Origin of the sequence: Streptomyces olindensis (assembly GCF_040645895.1) — a bacterium.
In the GTDB taxonomy this organism is placed as follows: domain Bacteria; phylum Actinomycetota; class Actinomycetes; order Streptomycetales; family Streptomycetaceae; genus Streptomyces; species Streptomyces olindensis.
The window spans coordinates 1-20,540 of the sequence record NZ_JBEYZD010000033.1 but is presented as its reverse complement, the minus strand read 5'-3'; the positions used below and the strand labels follow the sequence as shown (position 1 = coordinate 20,540).

Here is a 20,540-nt window from a genome sequence, read left to right as displayed (position 1 = left end):
CACGGTGGTCGAAGCCCGGCTCAATCGGGGCGAAAGCCGCGGTGAACTGGAGTCTTGCTCCGATTCACCACCCCTGGGTCATCACATGGCGCGATCCGCATTCCTATGATGGGCCCACGACACCGGCGGGCCGCTACGACCAGGCAGTCCGATGCGGTGCAGATGCGGCGCGATGGTGGAGGGGTCGATGACTCAGGGGGCCGGTCAGGGACCCGAGGTGGAGCGGACGGCGACGTTGCGCGACTTCCGGGTGCCCGCGTACGTCCACGAGACCGGTCCGTACGTCCACAGCGTCCACCCCGGCGACGTCGCCCCGCCGCCCGAGGAGACCTACCCCGAGGGCTACACGCCGACCCAGCGCGACCTCCCCGTCGTCAACCGGGGCGACACTGTCCAGGTGACCGTCGACCCCGAGACCGCCGCCGCCCCGCAGTCCACCACCGGGCAGGGCCCGCTGTACGTCGTGGGCGACGTGCACGGCTACCTCGACGAACTGGTGGCCGCCCTGCAGGAGAAGGGCCTGCTCGACGCCGCGGGCAACTGGTGCGCGGGCACCGCCCGGCTCTGGTTCCTCGGCGACTTCACCGACCGCGGCCCCGATGGCATCGGCGTCATCGACCTGGTGATGCGGCTGTCCGCCGAGGCCGCCGCGGCCGGCGGCTACTGCAAGGCGCTCATGGGCAACCATGAACTGCTGCTGCTCGGCGCCAAGCGGTTCGGCGACACCCCCGTCAACTCCGGTGCCGGCACCGCCACCTTCCAGGCCGCCTGGCTGCTCAACGGCGGCCAGAAGACCGACATGGACCGCCTCCAGGACCACCACCTGCAGTGGATGTCCCGCCTGGACGCCGTCGAGGAGGTCGACGGCCACCTGCTCGTGCACTCCGACACCACCGCCTACCTCGACTACGGCCGCTCCATCGAAGAGGTCAACGACACCGTCCGCGAGACGCTCACGCGCAACGACGCGGACGAGGTCTGGGACCTGTTCCGCAAGTTCACCAAGCGGTTCTCCTTCCGCGACGAGGGCGGCGCGGACGCCGTGCGCTCCCTGCTCGATACGTACGGGGGCACCCGCATCGTTCACGGCCACAGCCCGATCCCGTATCTGGTGGGCGATGTCGGCTCCGAGGATGACGAGGAGAGCGGCGACCCCGTGATCGAGGGACCGCACGTCTACGCCGACGGTCTCGCCATCGCGATGGACGGCGGCGTGACCATGGCCGGAAAGCTGCTGGTCCAGCAACTGCCGTTGGGTACGTGAACGTTCACCGGGCAGGCGTTCCCCGTCACAGGACCGGACCGGTGAGGGGCCAATTTCGGTAAACCCCCTGTCACCGCCCACCTCCACCGCTCTACCATCGGCTTATCCGTAGCAGGCTCCCCTCCGTTTCTGCCCGACGGCTCGTCAGCATGCCGAGCCCCAAGCCCTACGGAGCATCGGGGGATGCACATGAACAGCGTTCCGCAGCACCTGCAGAGCGAGGACCGCCAGGAATACGAGCGGATCCTCGATGAGGCGCTGCGCTCCGCACCACACCGTCCGGAACTGGCCGCTGTCGGACAGCGGCTCAACCCCGAGCAACTGCGCACCATGGCACTCAACGCCACCGCGCTCATCACGGCGGCCGCGTCGACCGAATACCAGCACTACGTCAAGGTCCGCGAGGAACTGCGCCACCCGGCGCCCTCCACCTCGCCGTCCGTCCGCGAGTCCGGCTCCTCCGAGCCGGGCACGGGCGCGACGGGCCTCGCCGCCACGATGGGCGAGGTCGCCGAGACCGCCGGCGCGGGCGCCATCGCCGTCGTCGCCGTCCTCGCTCCTGTCCTGGCCGGCACCGCAGCGGCGATCTTCCTGCTCGTCGGCTACATCCTGCGGATGCTCGACCCCGGGCAGGCGTTCGCCCAGACCCTGCTCACCACGGGCTGGGTGTTCGGCGCCGTCACCGCGGTCGCGATACTCGTCGCCGCGGTGGGACTGCTGCTCACCGCCCTGCGCAACAAGCCGACGGCCGAGAGCGGTCCGTACGGCGAACTGCGGCGGGAGGTGGACCAGGCCAGGGAGGAATGGCGTGAGGCCCTGCTGGAGCGGGGCATCCTGCCCTTCCTGCGGGAGGCCCTCACCGACCCAGGTGCGGCCGCCGCGCTGCACCAGACGTCCCCGTCCACGCCGGTCAGCCGCATGCCGCACCTCGGCTACGACCGCCCGGGTTTCACCAGCCCGGACGACGGCAGCCGCGGCTCGCGGCCGAGCTTCAGCAGCCCGGACTACACCAGCCCGGACTTCGGAGGACCGGAACACCAGCCGGAGTAGCCGTCGGCGCCCTTCGCAGCGCCCGTCGGCTTGCGCTCCCCCGCGGGGAGCACCTCAGGGAGCACCTCTGGGAGCGCAAGCCGGACACCCGGCCCTGCGGCACCGGATCTGTGCGGTCGGTACACCGGTGGCTTCACATCGGTGGCTTCGGTGGCTCCCATCGGTGGCTTCACAGGCGGCGGAGGATCTGTGCCTCGACCCGTTCGACCGTGCGACGGCTGAAGGCGTGCACCAGCGCGAGGTGGTACAGCGCCGGTGCCGTCGACGCCCAGCGGTGGACGCGGTCGTCGCGCAGCAGGTACCTGACCACCGTCGTCGGCCGGAAGGGGACGAAGTCGATGGTCTGGTGCTCCCAGCGGTCGGCGACGCCCCTGCTCATGCGCGCCTGCAGATCCGTGCTCTTGAGCTCCTGCAACCTGGCGTAGAAATGCGCACTCCAGCCCCTCCTCTCCACGTCCAGCACGAAGGCCAGCAGGTCGAGCGTGTACTCGTGGGCCTCCAGGGACAGTTCCTCCCGCATGCCGCGGCGGGCCACGGCGTGCAGGTCCGGTGCGTTCCTCCCTGATGAGTCGATGTGGCGTGACAGGCCCTCGTTGACGGAGGAGTTCCAGACGCCCGGTGCCATCCGGACCCGGTCGCTGCGCTGGGTCACCACGAGCATGTCGTCCGCGGTGACGACCGCGATGTTGACCCCCAGGCTGCACTGCAGGAACGCCGGAGCCTTGAGCGGCTCGTCCGGGTCCAGATAGCGCGACCTGGGTGTCGTGCCGTCCGGGAGCCGGCGGTCCAGTTGCTGAGCTGCGAGGAAGGTGTAGTAGTCGGTCGGCCGCAGTCGCAGGTGGACTTCGGGGCGCTCCTCCAGGGCCGTACGGGAGATGTCGAGGGATTCGACCGCGTACCGGGGGCCGTTCCACAGGGGGGTGCGTCCCTCGGCCTGCAGGCGCTCGCTCTCCTCGGCGATCTCGTCCCGCCAGCCGGCCATGTCCGCCGGCAGCGTCACCTCCTCGTCGAGTACGTGTACATGGACCGTTTCAGGCGATATGGGCAACTCTCCGTCGCCCTCGACGATGAGGGCGGACGTCTGGAGCGGGCCGAGGGAGAACGCCCGCCAGGCGGGCGCCGACTCGTCGCGCCGGCCCATGCTGCGGATCGCGCTCGTCGAGCGTCTGCGCAGGCGGTACCACGCGTCCTGCAGCGGCTGCTGGAACAGCACGGCGAACAACATGCCGAGTACAGCGCCCACGACGCCGTTGACCACATCGATCCCATCCATGCCTGAGACCTTAGGGATCTTGGGGCCGGCAGGGTACGCCGTGCTGTTTCCGTTACGCGGCCGGAGGACGTCGGCTCAGTCCGCGATCGGCAGGTACACCCTGTTCCCGCTCGCCGCGAACTCCTTCGACTTCTGGGCCATGCCCTCCTCGATCTCGGTCCGGCTGCCGCCGTGTTCACGGCGGATGTCCTGCGAGATCTTCATGCTGCAGAACTTGGGACCGCACATCGAGCAGAAGTGAGCCGTCTTGGCGGGCTCCGCCGGCAGGGTCTCGTCGTGGAACTCCCGTGCCGTGTCCGGGTCGAGGGCCAGGTTGAACTGGTCCTCCCACCGGAACTCGAAACGGGCGTCGGACAGCGCGTCGTCCCACTCCTGCGCGCCCGGGTGCCCCTTGGCGAGGTCGGCGGCGTGGGCGGCGATCTTGTAGGTGATGACACCGGTCTTGACGTCGTCGCGGTTCGGCAGGCCCAGGTGCTCCTTGGGCGTGACGTAGCACAGCATGGCCGTGCCCCACCAGGCGATCATCGCGGCGCCGATGCCGGAGGTGATGTGGTCGTACGCCGGCGCGACGTCCGTGGTCAGCGGGCCGAGCGTATAGAACGGGGCTTCATCGCAGATCTCCTGCTGAAGGTCGATGTTCTCCTTGATCTTGTGCATCGGGACGTGGCCCGGGCCTTCGATCATGGTCTGTACGTTGAAACGCTTGGCGATCCGGTTGAGTTCCCCGAGCGTCCTCAACTCCGCGAACTGCGCCTCGTCGTTGGCGTCCGCGATCGACCCCGGCCGCAGCCCGTCTCCGAGGGAGTACGTGACGTCGTAGGCGGCGAGGATCTCGCAGAGCTCCTCGAAGTTCTCGTAGAGGAACGACTCCTTGTGGTGCGCGAGGCACCAGGCGGCCATGATGGAGCCGCCGCGGGAGACGATGCCGGTCTTGCGGTTCGCCGTCAGCGGCACGTACGCCAGGCGCACGCCCGCGTGGACCGTCATGTAGTCCACGCCCTGCTCGGCCTGTTCGATGACCGTGTCCTTGTAGATCTCCCAGGTCAGTTCCTCGGCGCGGCCGTCGACCTTCTCCAGGGCCTGGTAGAGCGGCACGGTGCCGATGGGGACGGGGGAGTTGCGCAGCACCCACTCGCGGGTGGTGTGGATGTTGCGGCCGGTGGACAGGTCCATGACCGTGTCGGCGCCCCAGCGGGTCGCCCAGGTCATCTTCTCGACCTCCTCCTCGATGGAGGACGTCACGGCCGAGTTGCCGATGTTGGCGTTGACCTTCACCAGGAATCGCTTGCCGATGATCATCGGCTCGATCTCGGGGTGGTTGACGTTGGCCGGCAGCACGGCCCGGCCCGCCGCGATCTCGTCGCGTACGACCTCGGGCGCGACGTTCTCCCGGATGGCCACGTACTCCATCTCGGGCGTGATCTCGCCCTGGCGGGCGTACGCGAGCTGTGTGACGGCCTTGCCGTCCCTGCTGCGACGCGGCTGGCGCGGCCGGCCGGGGAAGACGGCGTCGAGGTTGCGCAGGCCCCCGCGTGGCGAGGTGTGCTTGATGCCGTCGTCCTCGGGACGGACTGGCCGGCCCGCGTACTCCTCGGTGTCGCCGCGGGCGATGATCCAGTTCTCGCGCAGCGGCGGCAGGCCCCTGCGGACGTCGGTTTCGACGAGCGGATCGGTGTATGGGCCCGACGTGTCGTACAGCGTGACCGACTGCCCGTTGGTGAGATGCACCTGGCGGACCGGCACCCGCAGGTCGGGGCGGGTGCCCTCGACGTACGCCTTGTGCCAGCCGATGGACTTCCCGGCCTCCTCGGACTGTCCGTCCTGAACGGAGGCAGGCGTGCGTGCGTCCTTGTTGGTCATGAGACCTACTCCCTACGCCGGCATTACCCGGTAACAGGTTCGGCGGTCGACGCAGCGGTATCCGTCCGGCGACGTTTCGTGTGAAACATCACTCGACTCCGGCGATGTTTCATGTGAAACATCGCTGGGACGGAGGTCAGCGCCCTCTCAGCCCGGTGCTCCGAGCTCCCGCGTGTACAAAAGGTGCCTCCACGCTAGCGGCAATCTTGGCGCGGTGAACAGAGGGCCCCCCTCGTTCTTGCGATGATCGGTCGGTGACCACGACGCAGCGTCCCCCTTATCCACCGCCCGAGCCGCCCCGCGGATCCGGCGCCGGAAACGGCAACGGCCCGGGAGACGGCCATGATTTCGCCGCCGGGGCCGGGCACGGCCCTGCCCGGGGGCAGGGCCAGGGGTACGGGACCGGTGCGAGTTTCGGCTCCGGGGCCCGCGGTACGCGGGGTCCCGGTTCTGCCGGCGGGCAGGGTGGCGACTCTGCCGGCGGGCGGGGCTTCGGCCCTGGCGGTGGCCAAGGCTTCGACCACACCGGTGGGTACGGGCCTGGCTACGGAAGCGGCCAAGGTCCCGGCTCTGGCGATGGGCAGGGGCCGGGCTCTCGCGGTGGTCAGGGTCCCGGCCCCGCCGACGGGCAGGGACCTGGTTCCGGAGGCGGAGCCGGCGGCGGTGACGGCCACGGGCACGGATCCGGCTCGGGACCGGGCGGCGGGCACGGCTCGGGGCCGGGCGGCGGGCACGGCTCGGGGCCGGGCGGCGGGCACGGGCATTCGCACAGTCACAGCCACGGTCCGGCCACGCCCGTCTCCATGCATCTGCGCAAGGTGATCGCGGCGGTCCTGATCCCGTTCGCCGCGGCCGTGCTGGTCGGGCTCGTCGTGCTGTGGCCGGGCGGCGCCCCGCCGCACGAGCGCACCGGCGTCGGCTTCGACCGGCAGACCCAGCAGGCCACGGTCACCAAGGTCGTCGAGGTGAGCTGCAAGGAGGCCGGTGCCTCGGGCGTCCCGCCCACCGGCGACACCTCCACCGCCGAGGGCTCCTCCGCGGTGCAGCAGGAGAACGGCACCTGCAAGCGGGCGACGATCCGGGTCGACAGCGGCGACGACAAGGGCCGTACCTTCACCGAGATCGTCCAGCCGGACCAGTCCCGCCAGCTGCACGAGGGTCAGAAGGTCGTGGTCGCCTACGAGCCCTCCGCGCCGAAGGACCTGCAGTACTCGGTCACCGACGTCAACCGCCGACTGCCCATGGCGCTGCTCGCCGGCATCTTCGCCCTCGCCGTCGTGGTCGTCGGGCGGCTGCGGGGCGTCATGGCCCTGGTCGCGCTGGCGATCAGCTTCCTGGTGCTGAACTTCTTCATCCTGCCGGCGATCCTGCAGGGGTCGAACCCGCTGGTCGTGGCGGTGGTGGGCGCGAGCGCCATCATGCTCATCGCGCTGTATCTGTGTCATGGCCTGTCCGCGAGAACATCCGTGGCGGTGATCGGCACCCTCATCTCGCTGCTGCTGATCGGTGTCCTCGGCTCGGTGTTCATCGACTGGGCGGCACTCACCGGCAACACCGACGACAACACCGGTCTGATCCACGGCCTCTACCCGACGATCGACATGAGCGGCTTGCTGCTCGCCGGCATCATCATCGGTTCGCTCGGTGTGCTCGACGACGTGACGGTCACGCAGACGTCGGCGGTCTGGGAGCTGCACGAGGCCAACCCGTCGATGGGCTGGCGCGGGCTCTACCGCGCGGGGATCCGGATCGGCCGCGACCACATCGCCTCGGTCGTCAACACGCTGGTCCTCGCCTACGCGGGTGCCGCGCTGCCGCTGCTGCTGCTGTTCTCCATCGCGCAGAGCAGCGTGGGGACGGTCGCCAACAGCGAGCTGGTCGCGGAGGAGATCGTGCGAACGCTGGTCGGCTCCATCGGTCTGGTCGCCTCGGTGCCGGTCACCACGGCCCTGGCCGCGCTCGTCGTCTCGGCCGACCGCTCGGGAGCGGAGCCGGCCGCGGAGGCCTCGGCGGTCCCGGCCCGCGGGGGGAAGGGCGGCCGGCGCCGCAAGCGCTGACGCCTCTCCGCCGAGCACGCCTTACCCGCACCACCCCAGGGAGAAGCGTTCCTGCACAGCCGGCCGGCATCCGGTGAAGCGTTACTCCACCGTGCCGCCGGTTGATGCCTCACCCGGCGCCCTGTTCCGCCAGGATGCGGTCCAGGGCCTCGTCGAGGTGGGCGTCGAAGTCGGCGAGCGAGCCCTCCTGGCCGAGGGGCACCAGCTTGTCGGTGCGGTCGAGGAACGCGACGAGCGGTGCCGTCGAGGACCTGAACAACGCCTGATCGCTTCCCACCTGAAGCCGGATCAGCACCTCCCCGAGCGCGTCCGGCTCGACGGGAGTCACCCGCACATCGCCCTCACCGCACGGGCGACCGACTCCGTCGATCAGCAACTCCCGCCCGAAAGCCCACGTCACCGGAGCGTCGCCGGGCAAGTGGAAGGTCAGCCGGACGGCATAGGGATCACTGGTCTCATAGCGCAGCTCCACCGGAATGCGGAAGGAGAGCTCCTCGGACACGAGAAAGCTCATCATGACCTCTGCCTGTACGGACTCGCGCATCGCTAACCCCGTCATTCGCCGTGGACTGGCCGGGAACGAACCTCTGACACTTGGTGGAATCTTGCTGAACGTACACAGCAGATCACAAGGAGTGAGTTTTCACATACTGATAGAGAGCGCGAGCGACCCGAGCCGGCGCCCGATCTCGCTCTGCAACTGACGGGCCGCGGGCAGCAGCCGGTCCTCCTGGTGAGCGGGCAGCGAGATGGCCATCGTCGCGGCAGTGCTGCCGAGGGTGAGCGGGATCGCCGCGCAGACCGCGCCCAAGGCGTACTCCTGACGCTCGGTCACCGGCTCCATCCGCCGCACCCGCTCCAATCGCCGGAGCAGGCTGTGGTTGTCCCGCACCGTGTACGGAGTGAGGGGCTGCACCGGGTAGCGGTCGAGGTGGTCGCGCCGGGCGTCCTCGTCCAGCTGGGACAGCAGGCACTGCCCGATGGCATGCGCGTGCCCGGTCTCCCGGAAGTCGGCCCACTCCTCCACCGCCGGGTTGCCCGGGGTGTCGGAGACGCACATGACCTCGATCTCGCCCTCGCGGTAGGCCGCGTAGTACACCGGGACGCCGAGCAGGTCCCGCCAGTGCGCGAGTGCGTCGACGACCGTGCTGCGACGTTTCTGCCGTGCCCCGCTGCTGCTCAGCCGCTCGGCCGCGTCACCGAGGAAGAACAGCCCTTTGTCGCGGCGCAGATAGCCCTCGTGCACGAGAGTGCGCAGCAGGTGGTAGGTCGTGGGCAGCGCCAGCCCGGTCTCCCGGGCCAGTTGCTTGGCGGGGGCGCCGTATTCGTGCTCGGCGACGGTCTCCAGCAGGCGCATCGCGCGCTGGACGGATCCGATGAGGGTCGCCGGAGGCGGAGACGGGGCCGAGGGCGCGGCGGGAGGCGGGGGCTCGGGGGGTGCCGCCGAGCGGGGTTGCGCGGGGACGGTGTGGAGGTGGACAGGGGCGGTGTCAGCCGGAGCCAAGGGTCACTCCCGAAACGCGAGGGGGCAGCCCGTGCCGATGGACACGGGTGGGGGTGTACGCCGCTCGCGGGGGATGTCCCCGCGTCGAGTTCCGGACTCTATTCGTCTGCCACCGCGCGCAGACGGCCCCGCGGGGAAACTTCCCTCGGGCGAGGGAACCGGTGATTCCAGGTGTTTCCCGCTACCCCCACCGGTTTCCCACCGGTCTCACCAGTCGCTGCGCGACGAGGAGCCGGCGGTGAACTTCCGTACGACGTAGATCAGTCCGCCGACCAGCGCCACGAAGACCAGCACCTTGAAGAGCAGTCCGATGACGAAGCCCACCACGCTGGCTATCAGCCCGCCGAACACGACGAGGGCGATGACCGGCACCGCGACCCACTTCACCCACCACGGCAGTCCCGCGAAGATCTCTCGCATCGCCCTCGTCCTTACCTCTCCACCCGTTCGAGTGCCGGGTCCTGTCGGTCCTTCGGGATCTCTGATGTCCTGCACTCGATGCTAGGTCCGGCAGGGGGCCACGCGGGGGCCTCGCACCCCTTGTCCTCCCCTGACCGATCCCCTAGGGAACCCGGAGGCGGCTCCTCACCTCTCGGGGGGAGAGAAGACCACCAGCACCCTGAGGTCCTCGGTGATGTGGTGGAACTTGTGGGCGACACCCGCCGGTACGTACACCACGCTGCCGCGCGCCACCTGGGTGGTCTCCAGCCCGACGGTGATCGCGGCACGGCCGCTCACAACGAAGTAGACCTCGTCCTGATTGTGCGGCTTCTGTGGATCCTGCTCGCCCGCGTCCAGGGCGTACAGGCCGACCGACATGTTCTGCTCCCGGAGAAACTGCAGGTAGGCGCCCTCGTTGGCGGCGCGCTCCGCCTCCAGTTCATCCAGCCGGAATGCCTTCATCGCCTCGTCCGCCCCTGCCTCTTGTGCCCATGCCCGATCAGGTCTGCCACGATCAGACACATGAAGAATTTCGTAGTCAAGACGATCGCCAACGCGGGTGCCCTGGCGGTCGCCGTATGGCTGCTCGACAAGATCACCCTGACCGGTGACAGCACGGGCAAGAAGGTCGGCACCCTGATAGTGGTCGCGCTGCTCTTCGGCCTGGTGAACTTCCTGGTCAAGCCGGTCGTCAAGCTCCTCAGCCTGCCGCTGCTGATCCTGACGCTCGGACTGTTCACCCTGGTCGTCAACGCGCTGATGCTGCTGCTCACGTCGTGGCTGGCCGACAAGCTCGACCTGAGCTTCCACGTGGAGGGCTTCTGGACGGCCGTCGTGGGCGGTCTGATCATCTCGGTCGTCTCCTGGGCGCTGCACGTCGTCCTGCCGGACGGGGACTGAGGGCGCATGACGTACCGCGTCTGCTTCGTCTGCACGGGCAACATCTGCCGCTCCCCGATGGCCGAGGTCGTCTTCCGCGCGCGCGTGGCGGAGGCCGGTCTCGACGGTCTGGTGGAGGTCGACAGCGCCGGCACGGGCGGCTGGCACGAGGGCGACGGCGCCGACCCGCGCACGGTGGCCGTCCTGGAGGAGAACGGCTACGCCTGCGGCCACACGGCCCGGCAGTTCCAGCCGTCCTGGTTCGCCCGCCTCGACCTGGTCGTCGCCCTCGACTCCGGCCACCTCAGGGCGCTGCGGCGCCTCGCGCCGACGGAACAGGACGCGCAGAAGGTGCGCCTGCTGCGCTCCTACGACCCCGCCGCCGGGGACGACCTCGACGTGCCGGACCCCTACTACGGGGGTGTGGACGGCTTCGACGAGTGCCTTGAGATGGTGGAGGCCGCGAGCACCGGTCTGCTCGCGGCGGTGCGCGAGGACGTGGAGGGACGGGCGGCATGAGTGAATCCGCGACGAGTGACACGGGCGGATCGACGGGCGATGCCGGTCAGGTGACAGGCGGCGTGGGCCGCGTTGCCGCCGGCGCCGGTGACGGTACGCGTGCGGTGCGGGCCGGGCTGCCCGAGGCGGTCAAGTACGAGCCCACCCTGCCCGGGCCCGTGTTCGCCGCCCATTACCACCTGCCGGGCGACCCGACCGGCCCCTACACCTACGGTCGCGACGAGAACCCGACGTGGACGCTGCTGGAGCGCGCCGTCGGCGAACTGGAGGCGCCCGGCCAGGACGCCGAGACGCTCGTCTTCGCCTCGGGCATGGCCGCGATCTCGGCGGTGCTCTTCTCCCAGCTGCGCGCCGGGGACGTCTGCGTCCTGCCGGACGACGGCTACCAGGTGCTGCCCCTCGTCCGTGCCCAGTTGGAGGCGTACGGCATCGAGGTGCGGACCGCGCCGACCGGCGGCGACGCCCAGCTCGACGTCCTCGCCGGCGCGAAGCTGCTGTGGATCGAGACGCCGTCGAACCCCGGGCTCGACGTGTGCGACATCCGGCGGCTCACCGAGGCGGCACACGCGCGTGGTGCCATGGTGGCCGTCGACAACACCCTCGCGACACCGCTCGGCCAGCGCCCCCTGGAGCTCGGCGCCGACTTCGCGGTGGCGAGCGGGACCAAGCAGCTGACCGGCCACGGCGACGTCCTGCTGGGCTACGTCGTCGGCCGGAGCGCCGAGGCCATGGCCGCCGTACGCCGCTGGCGCAAGATCGTCGGTGCGATCCCCGGACCCATGGAGGCCTGGCTCGCACACCGTTCGATCGCGACGCTCCAGATGCGGGTCGACCGGCAGAGCGCGACCGCCCTGGCCGTCGCCGAGGCACTGCGCGAGCGGCCCGAGGTGAGCGGGCTGCGCTACCCGGGGCTCCCCGACGATCCCGCGCACAAGATCGCCTCACAGCAGATGAGGCGCTATGGGTCCGTGGTGTCGTTCACGCTGCCCACGCGCGCGCGGGCCGACCGCTTCCTCGAGGCGCTGCGGCTCGTGGACGACGCGACGAGCTTCGGCGGAGTGCGGTCCACGGCCGAACGGCGGGGCCGCTGGGGCGGAGACGCGGTGCCGGAGGGCTTCATCCGCCTGTCGGTCGGCGCCGAGGATCCGGAGGACCTGGTAGCGGATCTGCTGCGGGCGCTGGACGCGTCGGCGGACTGACGGCCTCGCCCGGCGGGCGCGAGGCGCGCTCCTTCCGGAGCGCCACGGAGTTCCACCGCACCGCTTCCCGGCCGAGCCGGTCGTCTCCCTCGTCCACGAGCCGCAGCGGCGTCAGCCCGGCTTCGGATCCGTGGCCGGCGACCTCCTCCGGCGGGATGTCGAACATGCGCCGGTCCGCGGGCGGCTCACCGCGGCGCAGAGTGATCAGCAAGGTGCCGCCCGGCGCCAGCAGCCCGGCCAGGCGCCGCATCGCGACGGGGCGTTCCTCCGGCCGGAGATGCATCCACACCGCGGACAGCAGGACCATGTCGTAGGGTCCCTGGACGCCGTGCAACGCGGGGAGCGCGTCCGCCCGCCACGTCACCCCGCTGCCCCGGTGCAGCCGCTGGGCCACGCGCCGGAGCTCCGTCACCGGTTCCACCGCGTCGACCGTGAATCCCCGCCCGGCGAGCGCCGCCGCGTCCCGGCCGGTCCCCGCGCCGACGTCCAGCACCCGCGCGGGCGGCTCCGGCAGCAGGTCCAGCAGCGCCCCGTGCACCGACTCGAACGACAGGCTCTCGTACACCGTCGCCAGCCGCTCCGCCGACTCGGCGTAGTAGGCCTGTACTCCCGCACCCGACGTTGGCTCCATGCCTGAACCGTACGACGCGGCACTGACAGCGCTTGCGCGGGCGGCTGGATCGGCATACGAAAGACGGACGGTCCGAACCTCCCCCCTCGTGGCTCGGACCGTCCCCCGGTTCCGCGCGCAAGAACCGCGCGACCAAGGCTAGTTGACTCTCTGTCAGTGTCCAATCACAGTAGCGACAGAGACCTATCGACTTATTTATAGTTGGGCGCGGCCGGGGGCCGGGGGCGGGGGCCGATGAGGGGAGTGTGTGCGGTGGATCTGGCCTTGCTGCGGACCTTCGTGACCGTGCACCGGGCCGGCTCCTTCACCCGCGCCGCCGCCCTGCTCGGCCTGTCCCAGCCGGCCGTCACCTCGCAGATCCGCACGCTCGAACGGCAACTGGGCCGCCCGTTGTTCCTGCGGCAGGCCCGCGGCGTGACTCCGACGAGCATCGGCGACGAACTCGCCCACAAGGCCGCACCGCATCTCGACGCCCTGGTGGAGATCACCGAGACCGGCCTCGACGACGACTCCTCCTTACGGACGCTGCACCTCGCCGGGCCCTTGGAGTTCACCGCCGAACGAGCCCTGCCCGCGCTCACGCAGCTGACCGGCGAGGACGGTCAGGGATTCGCCCTGCGCACCTCTTTCGGGAACGCCGAGGAAACGCTGGAAGGGCTTTCCGCCGGGCATCACGATCTGGCCATCAGCACGGCCCGGCCACGCGGCGCCCTGCTCACGGCGACTGCGCTGTGCGACGAGGAGCACGTCTTGATCGCCGCCCCGCGCTGGGCCGAACAACTCGGCGCCGGGGAGCCGGACAGCAAGCCGGAACCGGCTCTGGAGCAGGTGCCCGTGGTGGAGGTGCACGAGTCGCTGCCCTTCGTCTCCCGCTACTGGGCCTCCGTCTTCGACTCCCGCCCGGCCGCCCCGGGCGCGGTCATCGTCCCCGACCTGCGCGCGGTCCTGGCCTGTGCGATCGCGGGCGCGGGGCTGGCGGTGCTGCCGCGCTACCTGTGCGCGACGGCGTTGGAGCGGGGGGACGTCGTCGCCCTGCACGAGCCGGCGGTGCCACCGCTGCGGACGTACTTCCTGGTGGTCCGCACCGGAACCATGGCCATGCCGCACATCGCGCGGGCCCATGAGTGGCTGCAGCGGGCCGCGGCCGACTGGTGCTGAGGCCGCTCTGCGGCGGGCGACAGGCTGCGCGGACAGAGCTTGCGACGGGGGTGTGGGGGCGCCCGGGGCGGTGTCTCACTCTGGGAGTTCGGCCGGTGACATTTCGCGATGTTTCACGTGGAACCAGCCGGGCCACATTTCACCCATGACCGTCCGACCCGTGGTCAAGCGCACCGCCCGCGCCGTTCTGCTGGACGGTGACGACCTGATCCTGATCAAGCGCACCAAGCCGGGCGTGGACCCCTACTGGCTCACTCCCGGCGGCGGGGTCGAGCCCGGCGACTCGACTGTCGTCGACGCCCTGCACCGCGAGGTGTACGAGGAGCTCGGCGCGAAGATCACCGACGTGGTGCCCTGCTTCGTGGACACCGTGGAGCACATCGGGGAGGACGGCGGCGCGACCGGCGTGAAGGTGCAGCACTTCTTCGTCTGCCGCCTCGAGTCCATGGACCCGTCCCTCCGGCACGGCCCCGAAGTGGACGAGCCCATCGGCGAGTACGAGATCGTGCGGGTGCCCTTCACCCGGGTCGGTATCGCCTCCGTCCACCTCGTCCCGCTGTCGCTGCGGCACTACCTGGACGGCAACATCGAAGGCGTACGGGCCATGCACGCCCCCGACCTCGGCTGAGCAGCGGGTCAGGGCCCGGCCGCGACCAGTTCCTCCACCGAGTCGTGCCGTATGCGGTCCGACGGGATGCCGATGTCCCGCAGGGCGTCGACGCCGCTGCGGATCATCCCGGGCGGGCCCGAGAGGTAGGCGTCGTACTCGTTCCACGGCCCGTAGGCGCGTATGGCGTCCGGGAGCTGCTGGTGTGCCTGCTGGTCGATGATCGCGCGGACGGAGAGCCAGGGGTGGCTCTGCTGGAGGCGGAGCATGGTGTCGATGTCGTACAGGTCGTGGTCCGTGCGGGCGCCGTAGAAGACCTCGACCGGCCGGCGTTCGCCGTGCTCGGCGACGTCCTCGACCAGTGCCTTGATGGGCGCTATGCCGGTGCCGCCGCCCAGGCAGAGCAGGCCGCTGTCGGTGGTGTGGTCCACGGTCATGGACCCGGCGGGCGGACCGAGCCGGATGATGTCACCGGGGCGGGCGCGGTGCACCAGGGCATTGGAGACCCAGCCGGCCGGCACGGCCTTCACATGGAACGACAGCAGCCCGTCCGAGCGGGGCGCCGAGGCGAAGGAGTAGTGCCGCCATATACGGGGCCACCAGGGCGTCTCCAGGCTGGTGTACTGCCCGGCGAGGAAGGGGTACGGCTGGTCGGGCCGGACGGTGACGACCGCGACGTCCGGGGTGCGGAGGTCGTGCGTGACGACCTCGGCGTACCACCAGGCCGGGGCCCGCAGCTCGTCCGCGGCCGCCGCGTCGATCATGATCTGGGAGATCGTGGTGTAGGTGCGGACCCACGCCGCTTCCATCTCCTCGTTCCAGACACCGGCGGCGTACTTGGCCAGCGCGCCGATGAGGCATTCGCCGACGGCCGGGTAGTGCTCGGCCCGTGTTCCGTACTTCCGGTGCCCTCGGCCCAGGTTCTGCAGGTAGTCGACGAGGACGTCGGTGTTGTCGATGTGCTCGGCAGCCGTGAGCAGTGCTCTGAGCAGGCGGTCCCGCTGGGTGTCCATCGCGGCCGGGAACAGCGGCCGCAGGTCGGGGTGGCGCACGAAGAGCAGGGCGTAGAAGTACGACGTGACCTTGTCGGCCACGGGCGCGACCTCGGCCATGGCACGGCGGATGAGGACGGCGTCCGGCGACGCTTCCTCGGCCGGGGCGGAGGCGGCAGGGCTCGGGGGCGTTGCCGGGGCGGGTCGCTGGGCCGGAACACGCGGCTCGGCCGCGGCATGTGCGTCAGGCGCGGTGGTGGCACCGGCGAAGGGCTCCGAAGCCGGAGCGAAGGCCGTGGGCGCGGGGCGCGGCGATGACGCCGCGGCGGCTCTCGCGCCCGCAGGAGAAGGGGCAGGCGGTGTGGCCACGGGGGTCGGCGTGGGTATCGCGTCCGGGGACTCGCCTTCCTGGTCCGGCCCGGTGCTCGTGCTGCCGGTCGTCGCGTCGGACGGCGCGGCTGTGCCGTCCGCCGACGGCGCGGGATCAGGAGCCGGCCTGCCCACCGGGCGTATCGCCGCCGGTCGACGCCCCTCTGCCGTACCGGGCTCGCTGCCCGGCGTCGGCTTCTTGCGGGGCGTGAACCAGCCGCCCCCGCCGCCAGAAGTGCCGTTGTCGGCCGACGTGGTGGTCGGAGCGTCCATGGTGTGCCTCGCCTCGAGCATCTTTCGGTCGGTCTGCGCACTTCCCCAGTCGGAAGGTGCCTGCTTTCCCCCGTGGACGGACTGCGTTCCCGTCCTGTGTCGTGGCCAATGCCGCCACATTTAACCCGTATTTCGGCTCCGTACGGACAAGTAGGGGAGAGTGTGACATTGACCGCAGTCCACCCACCGAGCTTCCCACTCGCCTCGACGGCTCAGTCGCATAACCGGAAACGCGGGTCTTCGATCTCTCCGTCCCGTTAGGCTGCATTGCCCTGCACTCGGCCCGCACGGGCGGGTCACCTCACCCCTGACGCGAACCGGAGTCGACCCTACCGGCCACCGCCGCGCACACAAGTCCCCCCTTCCCTCGTCACGAATGCGGGCACGCGGCGAATCGTCAGTTCCGTCAACTACTGGACAAGAACCGCTGGTTCCTCGTCTCGATCGGACATCGGCTGTTCTTACGTGTTTCACGTGAAACGACCAGCACCTGTCCAGGCGCTGTGCATGCGGCGACAACTGGCCAAAAGCTCGTACGTCTCCGCTGAAAGCGGTGGACGGCAGGGGTCCCTGTCGGACAGCCTGACCTGCGTGTCGACTCCTTCCCTTGCCTCCCTGCCCATCCGCCGTCTGACGCTCCGCGATCTCGCCGCCTGCGCCGACCTGTCCGAGGACCGGGGGTGGCCCCGGGAGGAGCACAAGTGGGGTTTCCTTCTCACAGCCGGGAAGGGCTACGGCATCGACGACCCTGATGGCGGCGGCCTGGTGACCGCCTGCGTCGTCACCGAGTACGGGCCTCAGGAGCACCCCGCCCTCGCGGCGATCGGCATGGTCCTCGTGGCCGAACGGCACGCTCGGCAGGGCGTGGGGCGCCGGCTGATGCGCCAGGTCGTCTCCGGGATGGGAGCCACACCGCTCACCCTGCACGCGACGCCGTACGGCCGCCCCCTCTACGAGGAACTCGGCTTCAAGGTCATCGGCCGGGCCGAGATGGTGTCCGGCCGCTTCACTCCCGGCGGGCCGGAGCCGAAGGTCGCCACCCGGGCCGCGACCGCCGAGGATCTCTCCGAGATTCTCCGGCTCGACGAGCAGGCGTTCGGAACCGACCGCACGCACATCGTCACCCGGCTGCCCGCCTTCGCCGACCAACTGCGCGTGGCGGAGGAGCGCGGGCGGATCGTGGGGTACGCGGCCGCCTGGCCCAACATGGAGACCCACGTGGTGGGTCCGCTCATCGCACGCGACACGTCGGTGGCCCAGGCGCTCATCGCCTCCCTCGCCGCCCACACCGACCGACCGCTGCGCACCGACATCGATGTGCGGCACGAAGAGCTGCTCGCATGGGTGAAGGAGCGTGGTCTGGCGCCCATCGCCTTCAACGCGGTGATGGCGTACGGGATCACCGAACTGCCCGGGGACTGGAGCCGACGGTTCGCGCCGGTGACGGTCGCGGCGGGCTGACGGGCTCCGACACGACGACGCCGGCTCCCCACAGGATGGGGAGCCGGCGTCGTCGTGTCGCTGGAGGAGCAGGTTCAAAGTCTCACTGGAGGAGCCGGGTCAGAGTCGCACTGGAGGAGCCAGGTCAGGCGAGGGTCTCCACGGCGGCCGTGGCGAAGGCGTGGTCCTGCTCCGGCGCGCCACCGCCGACACCGATCGCGCCGATCAGCCTGCCCTCTCGGTGTACCGGCACACCGCCGGCGATGAACAGCAGTGGCCGGTCGAGCGCGGTGGGCAGCGTGTGGAAGAGGCCCCCGGGCTGCACGGCGTCGACGAGATCAGCGGTGGGGGTGTCCAGCTGGAGCGCCGTGTAGGCCTTGCGGGTGCTGGTCTCGCCGGAGATCAGCACGGCGCGGTCGTCACGCCAGAAGGCCAGCAGGTGCCCGCCCGCGTCCAGGACGGTGACACTGACGGTCACGCCCGCGGCTTCGGCGGCACGGCTCGCGGCGGCGACGAGGGCGTCGGCGTCCTGGGTGGTCAGCGGGGCGACAGCGGTGGTGGTGCTCATGGGGTGGTTCTCCTGAAGGACGTGCGAGTTAGGTCGGTCGGGGTGGCCCGACCGCTCAGTGGTGGACAGCGGCCCGCTGCTCTGCGGGAGCGGAGCCGGTGACGACGGTGCTGGGCGCATCGGCGCGGCGCTCCAGGGCGGCCGAGAGAACGGCCAGGAGCAGGGCGCCGGCGGCGAGGGCGGCACCGACCCAGTTGGGGGCCGTGTAACCGAGTCCCGCCGCGATCACGAGCCCGCCGAGCCAGGCGGACAGGGCGTTGCCGAGGTTGAAGGCGCCGATGTTCACGGCGGAGGCCAGGGTCGGAGCGCCGTGCGCCTGGTCGAGGACCCGCTTCTGCAGCGGCGGCACGCTGGCGAAGCCCAGGGCACCGATGAGCGCGATCGTGACGGCCGACAGAAGCTTGTCGTGCGCGGTGAGCGTGAACAGCGCGAGCACCACGGCCAGGGCGCCGAGGGAGACGTACAGCATGGGCATCAGGGCCCGGTCGGCGAACTTGCCGCCGAGGAGGTTGCCGCCGACCATGCCGAGGCCGAAGAGGACCAGCAGCCAGGTGACGGAGCCGTCGGCGAAGCCGGCGACGTGGGTCATCATCGGCGCGATGTAGGTGATGGCGGCGAACACACCGCCGAAGCCGAGGACGGTCATGGCCATCGCGAGCAGCACCTGCACGTTCTTGAAGGCGGCCAGCTCGTGCCGCAGGCGCACGCCTTCCGGCTTGGGCATGTCGGGGACGAGCCGGGCGATGCCGAGGAGGCCGACGACGCCGAGAGCGGCGACGATGCCGAAGGTCACCCGCCAGCCCACGGACTGCCCGACGAGCGTGCCCAGCGGGACACCGACGACATTGGCCACGGTCAGCCCGGTGAACATCATCGCGATGGCCCCGGCCTTCTTGTCCGGGGCGACCAGGTCGGCGGCGACGACCGAGCCGATGCCGAAGAAGGCGCCGTGGGCCAGTGAGGCGACGATCCGGCCGATCAGCATCACGGCGAAGGCCGGGGCGAGCGCCGAGAGCAGGTTGCCTGCGATGAACAGGCCCATCAGCAGCATCAGCATCCGCTTCCGGGAGACCTTGGTGCCCAGCACGGTCATCAGCGGGGCGCCGAACATGACGCCGAGGGCGTAGCCGGTGACCAGATATCCGGCGGTGGGGATGGAGACCCCGTAGTCGCCCGCGACCTCGGGCAGCAAGCCCATGATCACGAACTCTGTCGTTCCGATCCCGAAGGCCCCGATCGCGAGGGCCAGAAGCGCGAGAGGCATGGAGGGGTTACCTTCCCAGACGATTGCAGGAGCGCTTTGCGTGCGTTCACAATAATTGCAGACGCGGGCTATATGCAACCGCCGACAATTGCAGCGCTGCTCTATCCTGGGTGTCAGCCGCTCCGGGACGGAGGAACCCCAATGACAGCGACGGACCCCGCGCTCACCGCCCTCGCCCAGGGCTGGTGCGCTCTCTCCCTGCTGCACGGGAGGATCGAGACGCACATCGAGCGCGCCCTCCAGGCGAAGCACGACCTGAGCGCGCGCGAGTACTCCCTGCTGGACGTGCTCAGCCGGCAGCACGACGGTGACGGGGGGCATCTGCAGATGAAGCAGGTCGCCGACGCGGTCGTCCTCAGCCAGAGCGCCACCACGCGTCTGGTGACCCGGCTCGAGGACCGCGGGCTCCTGGAGCGCTACCTGTGCCCCACCGACCGCCGGGGCATCTACACGAACGTCACCGAAGCCGGTCTGGAGCTGCTGGAGGCGGCGCGGCCGACCAATGACGCCGCTCTGCGCGAGGCCCTCGACGAGGCGGCGAAGAACCCGGAGCTGGCCCCGCTGGTCCGAGTCGTGGAAACGCTGAAGGCCCCGGTGCCCGCCTGACTCGCCCCCCGGCATCGGCCGGCTCTGCGTAGGGTGCGCCCATGGGAGATCTTGAGATACGCGCCGCCGTCGCCGACGACGTCCCGGCGATCGTGGGGATGCTCGCCGACGACCCCTTGGGGGCGCAGCGCGAGTCACCGGGCGACCTCGCCCCCTATCTGGCCGCGCTGGAGCGGCTCAGCGCCGACCCGAACCAGCACCTGGTCGTGGCGGTACGCGAGGGCCGCGTGGTCGGTACGCTCCAGCTCACGATCATCCCGGGGCTGTCGCGACGCGGTGCGACCCGGTCGATCATCGAAGGAGTCCGCATCCATGCCGACGAGCGCGGCAGCGGACTCGGGGCACAGCTCATCGAGTGGGCAATCGGCACATCCCGGCAGCAGGGCTGCCAGTTGGTCCAGCTGACCTCCGACAAGACGCGCGCCGACGCGCACCGCTTCTACGAGCGGCTCGGCTTCACGGCCTCCCACACGGGCTTCAAGCTCCCGTTGTGACCAGCTTGAAGGGGCGGCCTGTTTCACGTGAAACAGGCCGCCCCGTCATGTCACCGCCGAGCCGATCCCCCCCCCGCCCACGGGATCCACGC

21 protein-coding genes are annotated in these 20,540 nt (G+C 70.4%); 11 read left to right on the top strand and 10 right to left on the bottom strand.

Annotated elements, in window-relative coordinates; translation table 11 throughout:
• Positions 1–172 precede the first annotated feature (172 nt).
• Both ABZ948_RS21815 and ABZ948_RS21810 read left to right on the top strand, forming a co-directional pair.
• Positions 173–1,264, top strand: a complete 1,092-nt coding sequence (locus ABZ948_RS21815) for a metallophosphoesterase family protein (protein WP_359761929.1) — start codon at positions 173–175, stop codon at positions 1,262–1,264.
• Positions 1,265–1,447: 183 nt separating this feature from the next.
• On the top strand, positions 1,448–2,314 hold the full coding sequence (locus ABZ948_RS21810; RefSeq protein WP_359761927.1) for a hypothetical protein: 867 nt from the start codon (positions 1,448–1,450) through the stop codon (positions 2,312–2,314).
• A 169-nt stretch (positions 2,315–2,483) separates the two neighbouring features.
• Here the strand turns inward: ABZ948_RS21810 and ABZ948_RS21805 are convergent, their stop codons facing one another.
• Positions 2,484–3,587 (bottom strand): hypothetical protein, encoded by a 1,104-nt coding sequence (locus ABZ948_RS21805; protein ID WP_359761925.1) that lies wholly within the window; start codon positions 3,585–3,587, stop codon positions 2,484–2,486.
• Between the two features lie 75 nt (positions 3,588–3,662).
• Positions 3,663–5,447, bottom strand: a complete 1,785-nt coding sequence (thiC, locus tag ABZ948_RS21800) for a phosphomethylpyrimidine synthase ThiC (protein WP_359761923.1) — start codon at positions 5,445–5,447, stop codon at positions 3,663–3,665.
• Positions 5,448–6,250: 803 nt separating this feature from the next.
• Here thiC and ABZ948_RS21795 point away from each other — a divergent pair.
• Positions 6,251–7,504 (top strand): YibE/F family protein, encoded by a 1,254-nt coding sequence (locus tag ABZ948_RS21795; protein ID WP_435857562.1) that lies wholly within the window; start codon positions 6,251–6,253, stop codon positions 7,502–7,504.
• Positions 7,505–7,613: 109 nt separating this feature from the next.
• On the opposite strand, the gene ABZ948_RS21790 is transcribed toward ABZ948_RS21795, so the two are convergent.
• From ABZ948_RS21790 to ABZ948_RS21775, 4 genes are all read right to left on the bottom strand, one after another.
• The gene (locus tag ABZ948_RS21790) at positions 7,614–8,048 is read right to left on the bottom strand and encodes an SsgA family sporulation/cell division regulator (RefSeq protein ID WP_031115219.1); all 435 of its coding nucleotides are present in this window, start codon (positions 8,046–8,048) and stop codon (positions 7,614–7,616) included.
• A gap of 99 nt (positions 8,049–8,147) precedes the next feature.
• On the bottom strand, positions 8,148–9,008 hold the full coding sequence (locus tag ABZ948_RS21785; protein WP_435857561.1) for an IclR family transcriptional regulator: 861 nt from the start codon (positions 9,006–9,008) through the stop codon (positions 8,148–8,150).
• A gap of 207 nt (positions 9,009–9,215) precedes the next feature.
• Entirely contained in the window at positions 9,216–9,428 is a 213-nt protein-coding gene (locus ABZ948_RS21780) for a DUF5326 family protein (RefSeq protein WP_190052806.1), read from the bottom strand.
• A 165-nt stretch (positions 9,429–9,593) separates the two neighbouring features.
• A complete protein-coding gene (locus ABZ948_RS21775) occupies positions 9,594–9,911 on the bottom strand; it encodes a cupin domain-containing protein (protein WP_359761919.1) in 318 nt (105 codons plus the stop codon).
• Positions 9,912–9,971: 60 nt separating this feature from the next.
• On the opposite strand from ABZ948_RS21775, the gene ABZ948_RS21770 reads away from it, so the two are divergent.
• Genes ABZ948_RS21770 through ABZ948_RS21760 form a run of 3 tightly spaced genes read left to right on the top strand, consistent with a single transcriptional unit; the run spans position 9,972 to position 12,046 of the window.
• Positions 9,972–10,349 carry a phage holin family protein gene (locus ABZ948_RS21770; RefSeq protein ID WP_359761917.1) on the top strand — a complete coding sequence of 126 codons (378 nt, stop codon included), beginning with the start codon at positions 9,972–9,974 and terminating at the stop codon, positions 10,347–10,349.
• Positions 10,350–10,355: 6 nt separating this feature from the next.
• The gene (locus ABZ948_RS21765) at positions 10,356–10,847 is read left to right on the top strand and encodes a low molecular weight protein-tyrosine-phosphatase (RefSeq protein ID WP_359761915.1); all 492 of its coding nucleotides are present in this window, start codon (positions 10,356–10,358) and stop codon (positions 10,845–10,847) included.
• Complete coding sequence (locus ABZ948_RS21760; protein WP_359761914.1) at positions 10,844–12,046, top strand: cystathionine gamma-lyase; 1,203 nt, start codon at positions 10,844–10,846, stop codon at positions 12,044–12,046. Before ABZ948_RS21765 ends, ABZ948_RS21760 begins: the two co-directional genes overlap by 4 nt.
• On the opposite strand, the gene ABZ948_RS21755 is transcribed toward ABZ948_RS21760, so the two are convergent.
• Complete coding sequence (locus tag ABZ948_RS21755) at positions 11,964–12,677, bottom strand: class I SAM-dependent methyltransferase (protein WP_359761912.1); 714 nt, start codon at positions 12,675–12,677, stop codon at positions 11,964–11,966. The genes ABZ948_RS21760 and ABZ948_RS21755 overlap by 83 nt on opposite strands.
• Before the next feature lie 252 nt (positions 12,678–12,929).
• Between ABZ948_RS21755 and ABZ948_RS21750 the strand changes: the two genes are divergently transcribed.
• Positions 12,930–13,835, top strand: coding sequence for a LysR family transcriptional regulator (locus tag ABZ948_RS21750; protein ID WP_359761910.1), 906 nt, complete (start codon positions 12,930–12,932; stop codon positions 13,833–13,835).
• A 145-nt stretch (positions 13,836–13,980) separates the two neighbouring features.
• Positions 13,981–14,463 (top strand): NUDIX domain-containing protein, encoded by a 483-nt coding sequence (locus ABZ948_RS21745; protein ID WP_359761909.1) that lies wholly within the window; start codon positions 13,981–13,983, stop codon positions 14,461–14,463.
• An 8-nt stretch (positions 14,464–14,471) separates the two neighbouring features.
• Here the strand turns inward: ABZ948_RS21745 and ABZ948_RS21740 are convergent, their stop codons facing one another.
• Positions 14,472–16,076, bottom strand: coding sequence for a globin domain-containing protein (locus ABZ948_RS21740; protein WP_359761907.1), 1,605 nt, complete (start codon positions 16,074–16,076; stop codon positions 14,472–14,474).
• Between the two features lie 591 nt (positions 16,077–16,667).
• Between ABZ948_RS21740 and ABZ948_RS21735 the strand changes: the two genes are divergently transcribed.
• Positions 16,668–17,537, top strand: a complete 870-nt coding sequence (locus tag ABZ948_RS21735) for a GNAT family N-acetyltransferase (protein WP_359761905.1) — start codon at positions 16,668–16,670, stop codon at positions 17,535–17,537.
• Between the two features lie 124 nt (positions 17,538–17,661).
• On the opposite strand, the gene ABZ948_RS21730 is transcribed toward ABZ948_RS21735, so the two are convergent.
• Both ABZ948_RS21730 and ABZ948_RS21725 read right to left on the bottom strand, forming a co-directional pair.
• The gene (locus ABZ948_RS21730) at positions 17,662–18,084 is read right to left on the bottom strand and encodes a GlcG/HbpS family heme-binding protein (RefSeq protein WP_359761903.1); all 423 of its coding nucleotides are present in this window, start codon (positions 18,082–18,084) and stop codon (positions 17,662–17,664) included.
• Positions 18,085–18,139: 55 nt separating this feature from the next.
• A complete protein-coding gene (locus ABZ948_RS21725; protein WP_359761901.1) occupies positions 18,140–19,348 on the bottom strand; it encodes an MFS transporter in 1,209 nt (402 codons plus the stop codon).
• 141 nt (positions 19,349–19,489) lie between these two features.
• On the opposite strand from ABZ948_RS21725, the gene ABZ948_RS21720 reads away from it, so the two are divergent.
• The gene (locus tag ABZ948_RS21720; RefSeq protein ID WP_031115206.1) at positions 19,490–19,954 is read left to right on the top strand and encodes a MarR family winged helix-turn-helix transcriptional regulator; all 465 of its coding nucleotides are present in this window, start codon (positions 19,490–19,492) and stop codon (positions 19,952–19,954) included.
• Between the two features lie 41 nt (positions 19,955–19,995).
• Positions 19,996–20,448, top strand: a complete 453-nt coding sequence (locus tag ABZ948_RS21715; protein ID WP_359761898.1) for a GNAT family N-acetyltransferase — start codon at positions 19,996–19,998, stop codon at positions 20,446–20,448.
• Positions 20,449–20,540 lie beyond the last annotated feature (92 nt).

Coding starts and splice junctions, on each gene's coding strand:
- ABZ948_RS21815 (WP_359761929.1), top strand. CDS start 173: ATGGTGGAGGGGTCGATGACTCAGGGGGCCGGTCAGGGACCCGAGGTG.
- ABZ948_RS21740 (WP_359761907.1), bottom strand. CDS start 16,076: ATGGACGCTCCGACCACCACGTCGGCCGACAACGGCACTTCTGGCGGC.
- ABZ948_RS21765 (WP_359761915.1), top strand. CDS start 10,356: ATGACGTACCGCGTCTGCTTCGTCTGCACGGGCAACATCTGCCGCTCC.
- ABZ948_RS21720 (WP_031115206.1), top strand. CDS start 19,490: ATGACAGCGACGGACCCCGCGCTCACCGCCCTCGCCCAGGGCTGGTGC.
- ABZ948_RS21755 (WP_359761912.1), bottom strand. CDS start 12,677: ATGGAGCCAACGTCGGGTGCGGGAGTACAGGCCTACTACGCCGAGTCG.
- ABZ948_RS21810 (WP_359761927.1), top strand. CDS start 1,448: ATGCACATGAACAGCGTTCCGCAGCACCTGCAGAGCGAGGACCGCCAG.
- ABZ948_RS21745 (WP_359761909.1), top strand. CDS start 13,981: ATGACCGTCCGACCCGTGGTCAAGCGCACCGCCCGCGCCGTTCTGCTG.
- ABZ948_RS21715 (WP_359761898.1), top strand. CDS start 19,996: ATGGGAGATCTTGAGATACGCGCCGCCGTCGCCGACGACGTCCCGGCG.
- ABZ948_RS21795 (WP_435857562.1), top strand. CDS start 6,251: ATGCATCTGCGCAAGGTGATCGCGGCGGTCCTGATCCCGTTCGCCGCG.
- ABZ948_RS21775 (WP_359761919.1), bottom strand. CDS start 9,911: ATGAAGGCATTCCGGCTGGATGAACTGGAGGCGGAGCGCGCCGCCAAC.
- ABZ948_RS21760 (WP_359761914.1), top strand. CDS start 10,844: ATGAGTGAATCCGCGACGAGTGACACGGGCGGATCGACGGGCGATGCC.
- ABZ948_RS21790 (WP_031115219.1), bottom strand. CDS start 8,048: ATGCGCGAGTCCGTACAGGCAGAGGTCATGATGAGCTTTCTCGTGTCC.
- ABZ948_RS21805 (WP_359761925.1), bottom strand. CDS start 3,587: ATGGATGGGATCGATGTGGTCAACGGCGTCGTGGGCGCTGTACTCGGC.
- ABZ948_RS21780 (WP_190052806.1), bottom strand. CDS start 9,428: ATGCGAGAGATCTTCGCGGGACTGCCGTGGTGGGTGAAGTGGGTCGCG.
- ABZ948_RS21730 (WP_359761903.1), bottom strand. CDS start 18,084: ATGAGCACCACCACCGCTGTCGCCCCGCTGACCACCCAGGACGCCGAC.
- ABZ948_RS21770 (WP_359761917.1), top strand. CDS start 9,972: ATGAAGAATTTCGTAGTCAAGACGATCGCCAACGCGGGTGCCCTGGCG.
- thiC (WP_359761923.1), bottom strand. CDS start 5,447: ATGACCAACAAGGACGCACGCACGCCTGCCTCCGTTCAGGACGGACAG.
- ABZ948_RS21725 (WP_359761901.1), bottom strand. CDS start 19,348: ATGCCTCTCGCGCTTCTGGCCCTCGCGATCGGGGCCTTCGGGATCGGA.